This is a genomic window from Caballeronia sp. LZ033 (genome assembly GCF_031451265.1).
In the GTDB taxonomy this organism is placed as follows: domain Bacteria; phylum Pseudomonadota; class Gammaproteobacteria; order Burkholderiales; family Burkholderiaceae; genus Caballeronia.
In genome coordinates, this window is the sequence record NZ_JARUXQ010000001.1 from 1,047,780 (window position 1) to 1,064,149 (window position 16,370).

Sequence of the window (16,370 nt, forward strand, 5' to 3'; positions counted from 1 at the left end):
TCGGGGTTACTGCTGCGATTGCGTCTGCTGACGCCGATGCCCGCCGTGATGCGCGCCGGAAGCGCCAGAAGCGCCCGAAGCGGCAGAGGCGCCTGAAGCACCCGACGCACCCGAGGCGCCTGAAGCACCCGAAGCCGCGTTCGCCTTCTCGGCCGGGATGGTGATCTTTGCGCCTTCCTTGAGGCGGTCTGAACCGTCGATCACCACGCGCTCGCCCACTTGCAAGCCGGATTTGATGCTGGTGCGCTCGCCGTCCACCGGGCCGGCCTTCACGTTGCGCACGGTCACGGTGTTGTCCGGCTTGACGACATACACGAACGCGCCCGACGAGCCGTTCAACACCGCCGGCGTCGGCACGATGGTCGCGTTCTTGATGACATCGACGAGCAGCTTCGTGTTCACGAACTGATTCGGAAACAGCATGCCGCCCTTGTTGTCGAAGGTCGCGCGCAGCTTGACCGTGCCCGTGGTGGTGTCGATCTGGTTGTCCACCGTCTCCAGATAGCCGGATTCGAGCGCCGTGGTGTTGGCGCGGTCATAGGCCGTGACCGACATCTTCGTGCCCGCGTGCAGCGGCTTCAGGATGGCGGCGAGGTTGTCCTCGGACGTGGTGAAGATCACGCTGATCGGCTGCAGCTGCGTGATGACGACCACGCCGTTGGTGTCGCCGGTCGTCACGTAGTTGCCCGGATCGACCTGGCGCAGGCCCACGCGCCCCGACACCGGCGCCGTGATGCGCGCATAGGTCAGGTCGAGCTTGTAGGTATCGACGTTGGCCTGGTCGGACTTGACCGCGCCTTCGTATTGCTTCACGAGCGACGCCTGCGTGTCCACCTGCTGCTTCGCGATGGAGTCCTGCGACAGCAGCGTCTGGTAACGCTGCAGGTCGAGGCGCGCGGTCTGCAGCAGCGCTTCGTCGCGCGCGAGCTGGCCTTGCGCGTTGCGCAGCGAGATCTCGTACGGACGCGGGTCGATCTGCGCGAGCAGGTCGCCCTTCTTGACCATCTGCCCTTCCTGGAACGCGACATTCATCAGCGTGCCGTTCAGTTGCGTCTTCACCGTGACGTTGGCGAGCGGCGTGACGGTGCCCAGCGAGTCGATGACCACGGGCATCTCGCCTTGCGTGACGCTTGCGACATGTACCGGCTGCGGCTGGTTCGTCGCGTTCGCGGCGCCGCGCCGGCCGCCTTGCCGCGCTTCATGCTGGGCGCCCGGGGCGCTCGTGCCATTGCGGTTCCACGGATGCCACCAGGCCAGCGCGCCCGCGACGATCAGCACCGCGATGATCAGCGGCACGACTCTGCGACGGCGGGTGGTGGCATAAGGGTGAGCAGCCGGCGAAGCGGGCGAGGGAGGCGTCGGGCGCGGTTGCCCTGAAGGATTCTTGTGGTCGTCCATCTGTTCGGTGGCTGGGTCTTTCGATTCTGTCTTGCGAGGACGCGGATGAGGAATCAATCACGGTTCGGAGGCGCGCGGTGCGCGGCACGCGAATCGCCGGGCAGCGCAGGCTCCGGCGCATGACGGGACCGACGGGCGCGTCGGGGCAGCTACCCGCGAGCAAAGCCGTCGACCTTAGCAAGCTGCAAGCCCGGCGGGGCGCCGACACGCGCGAAGCATGATGCTACGTCCCGCGTCCGGACCCGTCCACCGGTCATTCTTTCGGCTGATTACGACTGTTACACGGGCGGGTTGGCAAGCTTTCGACGGCTTTCCACGAGCCTGCAACAGGCGCAGGCTTCCGGACACGGCGGGCCGCGTAGTTTAACCGGCCCGCGTGACTCAACCGGCGGCGTGGACGGCGGGCGCCGGATGCGTGCCGCCGATCTCGCGCACGATGTGCTCGACGCATTCGAGCAGCGCGGGCGCGACGGTGTCGATCAGTTTTTCGCGCGGGCATTGATAGGCAGCGCCGCCGCAATTGACCGCGTAGCGTTCCTCGGACGGACCCACGAAGCCCGCCGCGACCGCGTTCAGCCCGTCGTGCCACTCACCGACCGACATGGCAAAGCCGCGCTGCAGCGCGTCGTCGAGGCCGCGTTGCAGACTGCTGGCAATGGACGGCCATTCGTCGCCCGAGGCGGTCTGCAGGCTGCCGATAAGCGCGCGCCGGTCGGTTTCGGCCAGCGCCGCGAGGTAGGCGCGCCCGACAGACGTCCGGGTGAGATCCATCCGGCCGCCGACTTCGAGCCGCGAAACCAGGACGGCGGAGCGCGGACGGATGGCGTCGATGACGACCATTTCCAGACGGTCACGCACAGCGAGATGCACCGAAAGTCCGGTTCGCTCGGCAAGCTGTATCAGAAAGGGCCGCGCGCGAGCACGAATATCGAAATTGCGTAAGAATCCGTTGCTGAGCTCCAGCACGGAGGCGGTCAGGACGAAGCGTTCGCTGTCCGGAAGCCGGTACAGCAGGCCGGCGCCGACCAGCGTTGCGGTGATGCGCGATACGGTCGGCTTCGGAATGCCCGTCCAGTCGGTCAGTTCTCGGTTGCTGACGGGCGCGTCGGCGGCGGCGATGCGGCGCAATACGTCGAGGCCTCGCGCGAGCGCGGTGACTTCCTCGCCGTCTTTCTCTCGGGTTCTCTCTTTACCCGTGGACCGGTCATTTTGCATGTAAGCCTGTTTTTTATGAAACGTTGTTCCGAAGGTCGGGGGCGCGACATTCTACCGGGACAAATCTCAAAGCTTGCAAGCGATGCAAGTCATGACGATAAGCTGCATCAGCGATGAACTTTTTGGTACACCATGCTTTTTTCGGTAATAAAGTTGGGCAGTTGCCCGGAGTCAGAAATTTTGCTTGACTTGGGCAACGTTCCCATAAAAAATGGAATTGAATTTCGAAACTTGATAGCGACGTGCGCTTTTGCGCTTTCCGTTCTCAGACTTCGGGATACCGTCTCTCAGGTTCTAGCACGGCCCTCGGAATGGCTAGAACTTTTAAGGCGCTGCGGAAACGCAGCGCCTTTTTTTTGCCCGACGAGGTCTGATGCTTTGACCCGAATATACCTGCAAAGCAGCCCGGCGAGGGGAATGAAATGCCTGCTTTCATGCGTGCGGCGCCGTCCGGAACGCAAGCCTGGATGACGTCAGGCGGACAACGGGTCCACTGGACCGCCGCAAGCTTTCAGCTTCGATGGTTGAAGACGCGGCGCTGTTTCAGGATACGTCGGCCACGAAGCAGCCAATAAATGCTCGCGAGCGTCAGGAGCACGGCGACGCACATGACGAACAACGGCGAGATGCGTTCGGGCGCTGGCGGGCTGGTAGCCACGAACAACGCCGTGAAGAGTGCGACGGCGGCCTGAAAGAAGGAGCGGGCGGCCACGCTGCGGCGCAGGCGGGGCGTAGTGAAGCGCGAAACCGGCGGGCGGGCGAACGGTTCGAACAGCATCATCCCTGCGGTGAGGGCGATGGCGATACTCATGAAAAACATGGTGGGAGACTTTCGTGAAGGGCGGGACGCGAGGAAATATATGCGAACCGCATAGCCTGCCAAAACTAGAAGTCTCCTAAATGTAGAAGAATTACTCTATCTGAAACGGTTTGCCTGATTTTTTCGAGAAATTGACTTACGGATGCTTCTCTGCGGATCTCGGCGACGGCCAGGGTTTTCCTTTGATGCAAGGTTGAGTGAAGTCGCTGGCGCAAGGATGTTTGCCGGCGTCGGGCAAGGCGCGTTCGACGAAGTCTGGACGGGACCAGCGTATGATGTGCGCCAGCTTTGATCCGGATTCCTCCCTTGCATCGGGCGGGCAAATACGGGGTTCTCAGCGTCGCGCGCCGCCGCGCACGCATTGCGACAAACGACAGACGACGGAAGGCAACACCATGCAGATGACTCCCTTGACCCGCATCGCGGTCGCGCTCGGAGCGCTCGCCTTGCTCGCGGCCTGCGAGAAGCACGACGCCACGGCCGGCCAGGCGGTCGGCGCATTCAATAATCTGGCGAGCCAGACGGGCCAGAAATTCGATCAGGCGGCGAGTTATGTCGGCCAGAAGGTCGATGCGGCGAAACAGTCGGCACAGCAGAATTTCGACAACGCCGGTTCGATGCCCGATATCTCCGCGAGCGGCGTCGCGGCCTCGGCGCGCGCCAACTTCGACAACGCGGCCAGCGCCACCCAGGCCGCGATCAACAACGCGGCGAGCGCGACCGGCGCGGGCCTGCAATCGGCGGGACGCAAATTGCAAGACTGGTCGACGCGTCCGGACGGCGCGCAGGCGGGCAGCCAGACGGGCGTCCAGGCATCCGGCGCGACGGCCAGTTCGGACCCGGGCAATGCGCGCGCCGAAATGGACAAATGACGCTTTCCCCCACGGAAAGCGGCTCCGTTCAAACGATCTGTCGAATCGGCATGCAACCGATGGCTAACATTCGGTTACGTCCGCATCGGACGGCCGGCAGTTCGCAGCCGCTAAACTGGCGGTCCTTTTGAAAACCGGTATCGTCATGAAGTCATGCAAACGCGCGCGTGACGGCGCGTGGGCGTTCGTCGCGATCTTCTGGCTGGCGACCTGCGCGCGCGTGCGGCGAGCGTCGCCAGCACCGCTGTTCGCTGTCCTGCAGTTCGCTGTCCTGCTGTCCGTCGTTTCCTTCGCGCATGCCGCACCCGCCCTCACGCTGCCTTCCTTCGAAGAGCTGATCAAGCCCGCGGCGCCTGCATCGGCGCCGGATGGGGCACCGAACGCAGTGGCGCCCACGGCGTCCGACGCCGACATGGTGCGCTCGCTTGACACGCTCATCGCCACGCTCGACAGCGACCGGCAACGCACCGCACTGGTCGCGCAACTCAAGCGCCTGCGCGACGCGAAGCGCGCGGCGCTGGCCGGCGTCTCCGCGCCAGGCGCCGGGGCTGCACCGGCCGGCGCTGAAATAGCGGACGCCAGCCCCGCCCCCGGCAGCAGCGCCGATGCCGCGAGCGGCGCCAGCGATGCGTCAACGGCGGCAGTCGCGCCGGCATCGTCGAATTCGTCGGCGGCGTCGGTCGTCGCGAAGATGGCGCAAAACGCCGGGCTGCTCGGCGCGATTGCCTCGGCGGTGACCAACATCGAAGCCGACGTCAGGCGCGGCAAGACGCCGCTCGCCTACTGGATCGGCCGCTTCAACGCAGCCGGCAACGAACTCTTCACGATCGTCACGAGCCAGAGCCGCGAGACCTTCGGCCGCACGCTCTTCAATTACTTCGCGACGCTAGCCGGCTGGGGCGTCTGCGCGTTCGTGCTGGTCTATTTTCAGCGCCGCGTGCAGGCGCGCTACGGCATCGACATGGGGCTGCATTCGAATCCGACGACGGGCGAACTGCTGCGCTTCACGTTGCGCCGCGTCGCGCCGTATCTGTTCGCATTCCTCGCGGCACTGAGCTTCACCCATTACATGCCGCTGTCGCTCGGCCGCACGCTGGCCATGGTGACCGCCTATGCGATCGTCGCGGGCGCGGTGTTCTCGGCCATCTGCCTGATCATGTTCTCGCTGTTCGGTTCGGCGCACCGGCGCGTGGCGGTCAACCTGCTGATCGTGCGCGCGCGCCGGCTGTTGTTCGTCATCGGCACGCTCGGCGCGCTCGGCGATGCCGCCGCGAACTACGACGTCGCCCAGCAGCTCGGCACCAATCTCTCGGCGCTCATCTCGACCTTCGCGAACATGGGCGCGGCCGGCCTGACTGCTTATTTCGCGCTGGCCTTCCAGCGGCCCGTCGCGCATCTGATCCGCAGCCGCAGCTACGAGCAGCGCAACACGCGCAAGGCCGCGACCGAAACCTTCGAGGTGGTCGCCTCGCTGTGGCAACTGCCGCTGTTGCTGCTGGCGTCGGCGTCGGTGGTGGCCACGCTGATGGGCATCGGCACGTCCGAGAACGTGTTGCAGATGGCGATCGCGACCGCCGGCCTGCTGGTCGTCGGCTTCTTCCTGTCGGCGATCGTCGTGCGCGTCACGCGTCCGAAGTCGCGCAAGCCGCGCCGGCAATCGGCGTATGTGCGCAGGCTCGTGAAGTTCGTCGGCACGATGATCGTGGTCGGCGTGTGGCTCGTGTTCCTCGAACTGTCGTCGCGCTTCTGGGGCTTCTCGCTCGCGCACATGGCCGAGGAGAGCGTGGCCGCGCGCGGCATCACGCATGCCGTCGCGATGATCGTGCTGACTTTCTTCGTCGTGTGGCTCGTGTGGATCCTGATCGACACGGGCATTCAGGAAGCGCTCAAGCCGGAATCGACGCGGCGCGGCGGACGCGGCCCGAGCATGCGCGCACGCACGATGCTGCCGCTCGTGCGCAACGTGGTGTTCGTGTTCCTGCTCACGGTGGCGGCCATCGTCACGGCGGCGAACCTCGGCTTGAACGTGACGCCGCTGCTGGCGGGCGCGGGGGTGATCGGCCTGGCGGTGGGTTTCGGCGCGCAGTCGCTGGTCGCCGACCTCATTACGGGTCTGTTCATCATCATCGAGGACACCATTTCAGTAGGCGATTCGATCGAAGTGGAGGGCGGTCATGCGGGCATCGTGGAAAGCCTGACGATCCGCACCGTGCGCCTGCGCGACGGCCAGGGCGCGGTCCATGCCATTCCGTTTTCGCAGATCAAGACGGTGAAGAACCTGTCGCGTGATTTCGCTTATGCGGTCTTCGAGGTGCGCGTGCCGTTCTCGGCCGATGTCGATGAAGTCACGCAGATGATCCGCGAAGTCGGCGCGGACCTGATGTCCGACTTCCGCTATCGGCTGGAGATGCTGGGTCCGGTGGAAGTGTGGGGACTCGACCGCTTCGATCCGAACTGGATGGTCGTGAAAGGCCAGATCAAGACGCGGCCGCTGCAGCAATGGAGTGTCGCGCGTGCGTTCAATCTGCGCATCAAGCGTAAGATGGACGAGGCCGGCATGGACATTCCGGTGCCGCAGATGCACGTGCAGATGACGCGCGACACGCTGTCCGGCGACGCGGCGGCGGCCGGGCACGAGCGCGCGCGGCGCATCTGGACTGGCGAGGCGCCGCCGGCGGAAGAACCCGAGGAGGCGATGGCGGGTCCGGAACCCGCGCGTCAGAGTCAGATGAAGAGCGAATCCGCAGCGCTGCGCGACATTTCGCACGATCCGCAGGCAGCGCCGCCGCCGACGGATCAATCGGTACAGATTCCGCCGCAGATTCCCACCGCATCCGAACCGGGGAAGGGCTGAGCGGCGTGCGTCTGCGGCGCTTTGAAGGCCTCAGGCGGCAAGCAGATCATTGACGTGCGTGGCGATCTCCGCGCCCGCGACGCCGTAGACGTGCAGCGAGATCGCGCGGGTGGCGGCATCGGCGGGATTGCCGAGTTGATGGATCGCGCCGCGTCCGGCTTCGACGCAGGACACCGCACCTGCCGGGCGCGCGTGACGGCGGACCGGCACCGCGCTTTGCGTATCCATGTCCCAGCGATACAGCGTTTCTTCCAGCGTGCCTTCGATGACCGCATAGCCGCACCATGTCAGATGGCCGTGCACCGGGCTGGCTTGCCCCGGCGCCCAGACCAGCGCGGCGATCGCGTAACGATTGAGCGGATCGGCGGCGAGCAGGTGGCGGCAGTAGCGCTGTGCGTCGGCGGCGCGTTGTTCGGGACGCAGCAGGTCGGGTGAGGCGATCGCGCGCCGCAGCGCCGCGCGCACGCGTTCTCCGAAGGCAGGGCGCGGGCTGGTCGAAGAGGCAGCGAAGGCGGCATCGAGTTCCTGGCACAGGGCGGCGAGCGCGTCGCCGGGCCGGGTTGGCATCGTTGCGAAAGGCCGCGCCGGGCGGCTGACGTGATCGGATTGCATGGAGTCGGTACCGTGATATTCGTTGAAAAAGGCACGGTTCATTTATACCGGCTTGCCTCCAGAATTGGTTTCCATATAATTCCGCTCGGACATCCAGAAAGAGAATAATTTCCTACCGGGGGTGCAGCATGGGAATGGACCTCATCGACCGCAAACTGCTCGAGCTGCTGCAGAACGACGTAACCATGCCCATCGCCGAGCTGGCGCAGCGCGTGAACCTGTCGCAGACGCCGTGCTGGAAGCGCGTACAGCGCCTCAAGGAAACCGGCGTGATCCGCGCGCAAGTGGCGCTGTGCGATCCGAAGAAGCTGGGCGTGGGCACGACGGTGTTCGTCGCGGTCCGCACGAACCAGCACACGCAGACCTGGGCGGAAGATTTCACCCGTGCGGTGCGCGACATTCCGGAGGTCGTCGAGGTCTACCGGATGAGCGGCGAAACCGACTATCTGTTGCGCGTCGTGGTGTCCGACATCGACGATTACGATCGCGTCTACAAGACCCTGATTCGCGCGGTGCCGCTTTACGACGTCAGTTCGAGCTTCGCGATGGAGCAGATCAAGTATTCGACGGCGCTGCCGGTGCGGCCCACCGCCGAGTTTCCCTGACGTTCCTGAAGAAAGGCGCCGGCACGGCCCGTGCGGCATCTTTCCGCAATCCAGTTGAAAACCATCGCGGGTACCATGTCGGGTCTTTCCGAACCCGCGTCACGAAGCACATTGCCCATGAACGACGATCCCCGCCGCCCCGCCGGCAAACCCAGAAAGAATCCGACGCGCGCCATCAGCGTGTTCATCGTGGTGGTGGTGCTGATCGTCATCGGCACGGTGTTGTTCAATGCGATCCGCGAGAAGCGCGAGTTCGACCAGCAGAACACCTCCGCCGCGAGCGACGTGCGTCCCGCGTTGCCGTCGACGGGCGCATCCCAATAGCCGATGCCGCGGCGCGCCCGCTAGCGGGCGTTACACCGGCAAGCGGATCTGCGTCGCGTCCTTGCTGATCAGCGCCGACGCGCTCAGCATCTGCTTGCATTGATGCGCCAGCAGCTTGAGGTCGTGGAGCGCGTCGGGCGGCAGCGCCTGCGCGCGTTCGGCCTGGATGACCATCGCGTCGAGTTCGCGGCGCAGTTCCTTCAGCGCATCGCTCTGCGCCGGTGCCGCGTCGGGTTGAGGCGCGGCCGGCAGTTCGTCCTGCGCGGCGGCCAGATGCTCGCGAACCATGCCGAAGGTGCGCTGCACCGGCTCGAAGCGCTGACCATCCTGGCCCGAGCTTTCGTTGAGCGATTGCAACAGCGGCGCGGCCGCCGTGATCTGCGACGCGAGCACGTGGCTCTGCACCAGCAGGTCGTTCAACTCCGCCACGTAACGCTGCTGCGCCTTCGGTTCGAGCATCATGCGCTGGAAGGCCTGTGCCAGATTGGCGAAGGCGATGTGCACGTTCTTGCGCGCCAGCCGATAGCGGAAATCCCGGTCCAGTGCGGTGGCGGCGACCGTCGCGGCGGCGGACGCGCCCTTGCTGGCCGTCGCCGCCGTGCTCTCGCCGATGCTCACCGCCGCCAGCTTCTGCGCCGTTGCGTTGGCGGCCTTCACGGCCGAGTCCGCGACGACTTCGGGATCGAGCGGCGGCGTGGCGGCGACGGGCTCGTTCGCTGCTTCGGCGGTGGCGGGCGCGGCGACGGGCTGATCCGGGGATGACGCTGCGGCGGATGCGTTGGCGTCGGCGAACACGGCGGGATTGACTGCCGTCTCCGGCGCGGCGGCGCGCGCCTTGTCCGGCTGCGCGGATGCCTTGGCCTTCCACCACCAGCTCGCTTCCAGATAGTTGCGCGTGGCGGACAGGAGATCCTTCACGAGCTTGCCCATCAGCCGGTATTCCCAGTAGGGGAACAGATGGCTGGCCGCGATGGCGATGGCGCAGCCCACCACCGTATCGATCGCGCGCTCGCCGATCAACCTAAGGCTGCCGGGCGCGAGCAGATGGAACATCAACAGCACGTACGACGACGTGAACACGACGCTCGCCGCATAGTTGAACAGCAGCAGGCTGTAGCTCATCACCATCGACGCGAACATCACGATGAGCAGGATATGCGGCTCCTTGACGAACAGGATGAGCGCGATGGTCACGCCGCAGCCGATGGCCGTGCCGATGATCCGCTGCGTGTTGCGCTGTTTCGTCAGCGAGTAGCCGGGCTTCAGGATGATGACGGTGGTCATCACGATCCAGTAGGCGTTGGTGAGCGGCAGCAGCCGGCCGAGCCAGAAGCCCGCGCCGACGGCGATCGTCACGCGCAGCGCGTGTCTGAAGCTCGGCGACGACATCGTCAGGTTCGAGAAGATCTGCATGAACGGCACGCGCCGGCTGGATATGAAGCGTGACAGCGCGTGATCGATCTGGACTTCGGTTTCGGTGGGGCTGGCGTCGTCGCGGGTGCGGCGGCGCATCTTGTCGATGAGGCGCGTCGCGCTCCACAGGCGGCGGAACACGGCCGCCGCGGCCGCGTAGGCTTCCGGATTCTTCTCGGGCAGGCCGTTCTTGCGCATCAGTTCCAGTTCGTATTCGATCGCGCGCAGTTCCGCCTTCATGCTGATCTGCCGGCCGGCGGCATTGTTCTGCAGCACGGCGAGGCCGATTTCCTCGAGATCGGCGGCAGCCTTGCGCATCAGATCGCGATAGAAGATCAGCACGTCCGACCCTGCGAAGGTCTTGCGCACCAGCGGATAGTCGGTATGCGCGCCGACGAAGAACTCGTGCAGGTCCACCACGTTGATGAACAGGTTGAAGAGCCGGGCGCGGCGCGCGTCGAGCCGGCCGCTCTTCAGCTTGGGCAGGTTGCGCAGCACGATGTCGCGGGCGGCTTCCTGCCGCTCGACTGCGGCGATCTGCTTTTCGATCAGCTTGCGATAACACTCGTCGAGATCGGCGTCGCCGTCGTAGAAATCGGCGCGTGCGAGCAGGTATTCGGCGCAGCTGAAGATGCTCTCGGCGAGCGCCTGCTGCTCGATGCGATAGACCAGCAGCCGGCTCACGAGCGTGGCCCAGTAGGTGTACCAGAGACCGCCGAGCAGGATCCAGGAAGAATTGATGAGCGCCTGCAGCGGCGTGAAATGCTCTTCGAGCGTGACGACCATCATGAACAAAGTCGCGAAGCTGATCTGCGGCCAGCGGTTGCCGTAGACGACGATCAGCGAGAGTACGAAGGTCAGCGGCACGATGGTGAGCCAGAGCGTCAGGGGATGCGCGGTGGCGATGCCGGTGGCAAGCGAGGAGAGGAAGCCGATGAAGGTGCAGGCGAGCATCTCGTTGTGCTTGTGCCTGAGCGGGCCGGGCATGTCGACGACGCATGCGCCGAGGGCGCCGGTGGCGATCGTGAAGCCGAGTTCGCGGTTATGGAAGACGATGAGCATCAGGACCGCGGGCAGCGATACGCCGAGCGCGATGCGCAGGCCGCCGAAGAAGTACTGGCTGTAGATGAACTTCCTGATTTCGAACGAATAGCGCATCGAGTTTCTGGGTTTGACGGCTCGGCGGGGCGGGGTTCGACGGAGTCGGGTGAGTCTAACCCATGCGGGGTGGGTGGGGAGGCAGGTTCCATACCTGGGGGTTGTCGCTCTGGGTCTTCGCTTGGGTTTGCTTTGTGTTTGCCTGTGCTTCTATGGGCTTCCTGTGATCGCGTCGGTCTATTGGCACTGCCCCTCCCCGGGGCGGGGGTAACTTTCTTTGCCGCTGCAAAGAAAGTCACCAAAGAAAGCAGCTTTCTTACCGCCCAAGGTCCACCAGCATCACGACACAGAAATGCCTCACTGGTCCGGCACTAGCGAGTGCCCTCATAGGCCACACCGGGCTTGGATCGCGGACCCACTGTGACATCACACCATTGAACGAACTGGTGCAGCACCTGAGAGTTCCGGCCCAGCGCTACGCGCTGCCGGAGGGTATGTAAGGGAAACCAGTGGGAGGCAAGAGCAATGAGATGGATCCGTTAGCACGGAAGCACGGGCGGACCCGATTGACCGGTCGGCGGCGCGTAGCGCTGCGCCGGAGCTTTGAGGGGCTGTACCAGTTCGTTTGAGAGCGCGGCTGCACAGTGGGTCCGCGATCCACGCCCGGAGTGGCCTATGAGGGCACTCTCTACTGCAGTGCCAGAAACGTGGTTCTGTGTCGTGCCGCTAAATGACGCTGGGCGAGAAGAAAAGCTGCTTTCTTTGGTGACTTTCTTTGCAGCGGCAAAGAAAGTTACCCCCGCCCCGGGGAGGGGCAGTGCTAATAAACCTACGCGAACACAGGAAGTCCATAGAAGCGCAGGCGAACCCAAACCCAAACCCAAACCCAAACCCAAACCCAAACCAAAACCCCGAACGCGAAGACCCAGAGCGACAACCCCCGCTTTGCTATGCTGGCACTGACCAGCAATCAACCGAACCATCGCGCCGCAGGCATGAACCGCACCGACCCCCGCAAAAAACCCCGCCCGACAGGAGCGGACCAATGCCGATGACCGGAAGCCTAACCGTCCCGCCGAGCGAAGTAGAACTCACCGCCGTGCGTGCCCAGGGCGCGGGCGGCCAGAACGTCAACAAGGTATCGAGCGCGATTCACCTCCGCTTCGACATCCGCGCATCATCCCTGCCCGAACACATCAAGACGCGACTCCTCGCACTTTCCGACAGCCGCATCACGCGTGAAGGCGTCATCATCATCAAGTCGCAGGAACATCGCACGCAGGACATGAATCGCGCGGCCGCGCTCGCCCGTCTCGACGAACTCATCCACAGCGTCAGCGTCACGCGCCGCACACGCATCGCCACGAAGCCGACGCGCGGGTCGCAGCTGCGGCGCGTCGAAGGCAAGGTGAAGCGCGGCGCGATCAAGGCGGGCCGTGGCCCCGTGCGCGGCGAATAAGGCCGCCGAGACGGCCCAGGCACATTTCAGCCCCGCCGCAACCCAGGCGGCTGCCCAACACGCGGACCCAGAAAATAACGCTTCATCGTGTCGCCGCCCAGCACCCGGGCAAGCTCGGCAAAAACACAGTAATTGCCGATCATCAGCACGAGCAGGATTTGCACCGCCCAGAACTGCGGCCAGTTGATCTGCCCGATCAATTCATGATGCGCGGCGCCCAGACTGTGCGTCTCCTTCCAGAACTCGAACAGACGTTCGAGGTAATGCAGCAGCCCCGCGACGACCGTATAGATGAGCGTCTTCCACGCGGCATTCCAGATCAAGGGCCGCTCCGGATAGCGATTGATGAACGGCAGCATGTTGGCCAGCAAGACCGCCTTGCCGAGAATCAGCGACGCGACGATGACCGAGAACGAGGTCGGCAGCGAGATGCCGGTGCCCCTCACCATCAGCGCGCGGACGAGGATCACCACATGCAGCAGCACGAAGAAAAAGACGGTGGGCGGCACCATCTTGAGCATCTCGTGCTTGATACCGGCAAACGACATTCCCATGGCGGCGGCTCCGGGCGCAAGGCGCGAAAGATGACGCGGCTTCGCACGACCCTCGGCGAGCCGCGCGGCACAGGAAAAGTCTAGTTCACCGCGCGAGCTTGCGTCGGCGCAACGGCAGGCGTCCGAGCGCGCCAGTGGCGAGCGCGGTGCCCGCGAGCACGATCCCGCAGCCGGCAATCATCGCGAGCGAGACGGGTTCGCCGAGAAACCATGCGCCCCACAGGATGCCGAAGAGCGGAATCACGAAGGTCACCGTCATCGCACGCGCAGGACCGGCAACGGCGACCAGATGAAAGTAGATGAAGTAGGCGATACCCGTGCAGCCGATGCCCAGCGCCAGCACCGCGCCCCATGCCTGTCCGGATACCGGCGCCGCGGGCCACGTGAGACACGCGAGCGGCGCCAGCGTGAGGGTCGCGCCGAGCATGCTGCCGGCGGCGTTGGTGAGGGCATCGACGTCCAACAGATAACGCTTGGCGAAGTTGCCCGCCACGCCGTAAAGCGCAGCCGCCGCCAGCGCCGCGGCCGCTGCGAGCAGGCCCTGCACCGGCACGACGGAAGCGCCGCCCACGCCCGCAGCGTCCGGCGCGGAAGCGGGCGCAATCTGGTTCCACACGAGCACCAGCACGCCCGCGAAACCGATCGCCATGCCGATGGTGCGCACGGTCGTCAGGCGGTCCCTGAGCCACACATACGCCACCAGGGCGCCCCATAAAGGCGTGGTCGCGTTGATGACGGAAGTCGCGCCGGCCGAGAGCGTCAGCTCGGCATAGGCGAACAGGCAGAACGGCGCGGCGGAATTGAGAATGCCGACGACCAGCAACGGCAGCCAGCAGCGGCGCAGCGTCGCAAGCGTGGCGTCGAGTGGACGTCGCGCGAGCAGCATCGCCACGAGAAACAGCGCGCCGATGCCGACGCGCAGCGCCATCAGCGGCGCGACGCCGAACTCGACGACCCCCACGCGAATAAAGAGAAACGACGCGCCCCACAGGGCGGCGAGCACGATCAGTTGCAACACATTGGCGAGGGACATGGCGGGACGGACGTCGGGATTGCAACGAAAGTCCGCGCATGCTAACACCGGCTCGTACCCATCCGGTCATCCGCCGGAAGAGAGCGCAAGAACCGGTAGAAGCCGCCCCCGCCGCGTCGTCAATGCAGCGGAATCATCCACGTCAGCACGTTCTGCTGCAGCCATACGAGCACGCCCAGCAGCACCGTGAGCAGGATCGAATGCCAGAAGGTGCGCGCGAACACGAGACCCTCGCGTCCCTTGAGTTCCGTCGTGGCGACGCCCGTCGCAATGTTCTGCGGCGAGATCATCTTGCCCATCACGCCGCCCGACGAATTGGTCGCCGCCATCAGCACCGGATTGAGATTCAGCTGGTTCGCCGCCACCACCTGCAGGTTGCCGAACAGCGCGTTGCCCGAGGTATCGCTGCCCGACAGGAACACCGCTACCCAGCCGAGGAACGCCGAGACCAGCGGAAAGAACGCGCCCACCGACGCCACGCCCAGTCCGAGCGTGTAGTTCATCCCGGAGTAGTTCATCAGGTAAGCCAGTCCGACGATGGTCGCTACCGTGAGGATCGCGATGCGCGTCTGCACCCACGTATCGCCGATCGCCGCGGTGAAGTCGCGCGCGGGCAGCTTCACCAGCAGCGCGGTGATGATCGCCGCGACGAGGATCGCCGTGCCGGTCGCGAGCGGCTGGAAGTCCCAGATGGCGCCGTAGGGCTGGTTGTACAGCGTGATGAACACGGCCTTGTCGAGACCCGGCCAGGGGATCTTGATGTCGCCGATCAGGAAGATCTTGAGCACCGTCCACACGATCACCACCACCGACACGACGATCCACGGCACCCAGCCATGACCGCCCGAGAGCGTCGCACGCGTGTCGGACAGGCGGTCGACGTTGACGGCGAAGCGCTCGTCCGCGACCGGCTTCCACACGCGCAGGAACGCGATCGTCAGGATCAGAGAGACGAGCGAGGACAGCACGTCGGTCAGCGCATAGCTGATGAAGTTGGAGGTCACGAACTGCGTCAGCGCGAAGCTGCCGCCCGAGACGAGCAGCACCGGCCAGATGCGCAGCATGTTGCGAAACCCCGCATACACGCTGATCACATAGAACGGCAGCAACAGCGCGAACAGCGGCAACTGGCGGCCGACCATCTTTGCGAGGGCGTCGGTGGGCAGGTGCGTGACCGCGCCGAGCACCGTGATCGGCACGCCCAGCGCGCCGAAGGCGACCGGCGCGGTGTTGAAGATCAGCGTGAAGGTGAGGGCTTCGAGCGTCGGGAAGCCGAGCAGGATCAGCAGCGAACTGGTGATGGCGATCGGCGTGCCGAAACCGGAAATGCCTTCGAGCAGCGCGCCGAACGAGAAGCCGATCACGACAAGGACGATGCGACGGTCGTTCGGCAGGTTATCGACCATCCACAGGCGGAAGGCTTCGAAGCGTCCCGAGCGCTGCGCGATGTTGTACAGCAGGATGGCGGCGAACACGATCCACATGACCGGCCAGAGCGCGAAGACGGCGCCTGCCGCGACCGAATCGAGCGCCAGTCCCACCGGGAAATGCCAGCCCGCGACCGCGATGATCAGCCCGAGCACGAGACCCGCGAGCGAGGCCTGCCAGGCCGGGCGGCGCGCCCAGCCGAGCAGGACGAGCACGAGCAAGATGGGCAGCGCGGCGACGATGAACGATGCGAACAGCGAATGAGCGATCGGCGTGAGGATCTGATGGAACATCGCGTCTCCTTGCGGACATGAGCAGGAGCGGCGAGTTGGCTCGCCGCCGTGCGCGTCCCATCAATGCGAAAGCTGCGGGCGTCCGCGCTGCGGGCGTATTGACGCCTTAAGCGGGCGCATAACGCGCACACTAAGAATAGGGCGCGATCCGTTTGCGTCAAGGCGTGAATGCCCGCGCATTGCGGCGCGGCGGGCATCTGCGTGCCCTGACGCGCGCGTCGGCCGACGGATTAACCCGCGCCGATAACGCCGGGCGCTCAACCCTCGGCGACGTTGGGCACGACTTCGTCTCGTCGCGCGACGGGTGTCTGCCGGAACACCCAGATGGTCAGCAGGCCGAGCGAGGCGAGCATCCAGAGCAGGAAAAATACGAAGGCCATCATGTCCGACTC

14 protein-coding genes are annotated in these 16,370 nt (G+C 65.0%); 5 read left to right on the top strand and 9 right to left on the bottom strand.

Annotated elements, in window-relative coordinates:
- Positions 1–6: 6 nt before the first annotated feature.
- The 3 genes from QCE62_RS04705 to QCE62_RS04715 all read right to left on the bottom strand — a co-directional run bounded on the left by QCE62_RS04705 (position 7) and on the right by QCE62_RS04715 (position 3,424).
- Positions 7–1,398 carry an MdtA/MuxA family multidrug efflux RND transporter periplasmic adaptor subunit gene (locus QCE62_RS04705; RefSeq protein WP_309914894.1) on the bottom strand — a complete coding sequence of 464 codons (1,392 nt, stop codon included), beginning with the start codon at positions 1,396–1,398 and terminating at the stop codon, positions 7–9.
- Positions 1,399–1,779: 381 nt separating this feature from the next.
- Complete coding sequence (locus tag QCE62_RS04710) at positions 1,780–2,613, bottom strand: IclR family transcriptional regulator (protein ID WP_309914896.1); 834 nt, start codon at positions 2,611–2,613, stop codon at positions 1,780–1,782.
- A 511-nt stretch (positions 2,614–3,124) separates the two neighbouring features.
- Positions 3,125–3,424, bottom strand: coding sequence for a hypothetical protein (locus tag QCE62_RS04715; RefSeq protein ID WP_309914898.1), 300 nt, complete (start codon positions 3,422–3,424; stop codon positions 3,125–3,127).
- Positions 3,425–3,828: 404 nt separating this feature from the next.
- On the opposite strand from QCE62_RS04715, the gene QCE62_RS04720 reads away from it, so the two are divergent.
- Positions 3,829–4,305, top strand: coding sequence for a hypothetical protein (locus QCE62_RS04720; RefSeq protein WP_309914900.1), 477 nt, complete (start codon positions 3,829–3,831; stop codon positions 4,303–4,305).
- Between the two features lie 145 nt (positions 4,306–4,450).
- Positions 4,451–7,159: a mechanosensitive ion channel family protein gene (locus QCE62_RS04725; RefSeq protein ID WP_309914902.1), complete on the top strand. Its 2,709-nt coding sequence runs from the start codon at positions 4,451–4,453 to the stop codon at positions 7,157–7,159.
- Positions 7,160–7,189: 30 nt separating this feature from the next.
- Here the strand turns inward: QCE62_RS04725 and QCE62_RS04730 are convergent, their stop codons facing one another.
- Positions 7,190–7,813 (bottom strand): cysteine dioxygenase, encoded by a 624-nt coding sequence (locus QCE62_RS04730; protein ID WP_409017787.1) that lies wholly within the window; start codon positions 7,811–7,813, stop codon positions 7,190–7,192.
- 92 nt (positions 7,814–7,905) lie between these two features.
- On the opposite strand from QCE62_RS04730, the gene QCE62_RS04735 reads away from it, so the two are divergent.
- Together QCE62_RS04735 and QCE62_RS04740 are read left to right on the top strand one after the other, a co-directional pair.
- Positions 7,906–8,376, top strand: coding sequence for an Lrp/AsnC family transcriptional regulator (locus tag QCE62_RS04735; RefSeq protein WP_309807861.1), 471 nt, complete (start codon positions 7,906–7,908; stop codon positions 8,374–8,376).
- 117 nt (positions 8,377–8,493) lie between these two features.
- The gene (locus QCE62_RS04740; RefSeq protein ID WP_309914905.1) at positions 8,494–8,700 is read left to right on the top strand and encodes a hypothetical protein; all 207 of its coding nucleotides are present in this window, start codon (positions 8,494–8,496) and stop codon (positions 8,698–8,700) included.
- Positions 8,701–8,730: 30 nt separating this feature from the next.
- Here QCE62_RS04740 and QCE62_RS04745 read toward each other — a convergent pair whose 3' ends face one another.
- A complete protein-coding gene (locus QCE62_RS04745) occupies positions 8,731–11,271 on the bottom strand; it encodes an FUSC family membrane protein (RefSeq protein ID WP_309914907.1) in 2,541 nt (846 codons plus the stop codon).
- Positions 11,272–12,256: 985 nt separating this feature from the next.
- Here QCE62_RS04745 and arfB point away from each other — a divergent pair.
- Positions 12,257–12,670 (top strand): alternative ribosome rescue aminoacyl-tRNA hydrolase ArfB, encoded by a 414-nt coding sequence (arfB, locus tag QCE62_RS04750; protein ID WP_409017788.1) that lies wholly within the window; start codon positions 12,257–12,259, stop codon positions 12,668–12,670.
- Positions 12,671–12,696: 26 nt separating this feature from the next.
- Here arfB and QCE62_RS04755 read toward each other — a convergent pair whose 3' ends face one another.
- The 4 genes from QCE62_RS04755 to QCE62_RS04770 form a co-directional block, all read right to left on the bottom strand.
- Positions 12,697–13,224 carry a hypothetical protein gene (locus QCE62_RS04755; protein WP_309807869.1) on the bottom strand — a complete coding sequence of 176 codons (528 nt, stop codon included), beginning with the start codon at positions 13,222–13,224 and terminating at the stop codon, positions 12,697–12,699.
- Positions 13,225–13,309: 85 nt separating this feature from the next.
- Complete coding sequence (locus QCE62_RS04760; protein WP_309914912.1) at positions 13,310–14,257, bottom strand: DMT family transporter; 948 nt, start codon at positions 14,255–14,257, stop codon at positions 13,310–13,312.
- Between the two features lie 119 nt (positions 14,258–14,376).
- On the bottom strand, positions 14,377–15,978 hold the full coding sequence (locus QCE62_RS04765) for an L-lactate permease (protein ID WP_309914916.1): 1,602 nt from the start codon (positions 15,976–15,978) through the stop codon (positions 14,377–14,379).
- 257 nt (positions 15,979–16,235) lie between these two features.
- Positions 16,236–16,361, bottom strand: coding sequence for a hypothetical protein (locus QCE62_RS04770; protein WP_309914919.1), 126 nt, complete (start codon positions 16,359–16,361; stop codon positions 16,236–16,238).
- Positions 16,362–16,370 lie beyond the last annotated feature (9 nt).

Excerpts from the sequence above, each read along its gene's own strand:
- QCE62_RS04705 (WP_309914894.1), bottom strand. The coding sequence starts at position 1,398 with ATGGACGACCACAAGAATCCTTCAGGGCAACCGCGCCCGACGCCTCCC.
- QCE62_RS04710 (WP_309914896.1), bottom strand. The coding sequence starts at position 2,613 with ATGCAAAATGACCGGTCCACGGGTAAAGAGAGAACCCGAGAGAAAGAC.
- QCE62_RS04715 (WP_309914898.1), bottom strand. The coding sequence starts at position 3,424 with ATGAGTATCGCCATCGCCCTCACCGCAGGGATGATGCTGTTCGAACCG.
- QCE62_RS04720 (WP_309914900.1), top strand. The coding sequence starts at position 3,829 with ATGCAGATGACTCCCTTGACCCGCATCGCGGTCGCGCTCGGAGCGCTC.
- QCE62_RS04725 (WP_309914902.1), top strand. The coding sequence starts at position 4,451 with ATGAAGTCATGCAAACGCGCGCGTGACGGCGCGTGGGCGTTCGTCGCG.
- QCE62_RS04730 (WP_409017787.1), bottom strand. The coding sequence starts at position 7,813 with ATGAACCGTGCCTTTTTCAACGAATATCACGGTACCGACTCCATGCAA.
- QCE62_RS04735 (WP_309807861.1), top strand. The coding sequence starts at position 7,906 with ATGGACCTCATCGACCGCAAACTGCTCGAGCTGCTGCAGAACGACGTA.
- QCE62_RS04740 (WP_309914905.1), top strand. The coding sequence starts at position 8,494 with ATGAACGACGATCCCCGCCGCCCCGCCGGCAAACCCAGAAAGAATCCG.
- QCE62_RS04745 (WP_309914907.1), bottom strand. The coding sequence starts at position 11,271 with ATGCGCTATTCGTTCGAAATCAGGAAGTTCATCTACAGCCAGTACTTC.
- arfB (WP_409017788.1), top strand. The coding sequence starts at position 12,257 with ATGCCGATGACCGGAAGCCTAACCGTCCCGCCGAGCGAAGTAGAACTC.
- QCE62_RS04755 (WP_309807869.1), bottom strand. The coding sequence starts at position 13,224 with ATGGGAATGTCGTTTGCCGGTATCAAGCACGAGATGCTCAAGATGGTG.
- QCE62_RS04760 (WP_309914912.1), bottom strand. The coding sequence starts at position 14,257 with ATGTCCCTCGCCAATGTGTTGCAACTGATCGTGCTCGCCGCCCTGTGG.
- QCE62_RS04765 (WP_309914916.1), bottom strand. The coding sequence starts at position 15,978 with ATGTTCCATCAGATCCTCACGCCGATCGCTCATTCGCTGTTCGCATCG.
- QCE62_RS04770 (WP_309914919.1), bottom strand. The coding sequence starts at position 16,361 with ATGATGGCCTTCGTATTTTTCCTGCTCTGGATGCTCGCCTCGCTCGGC.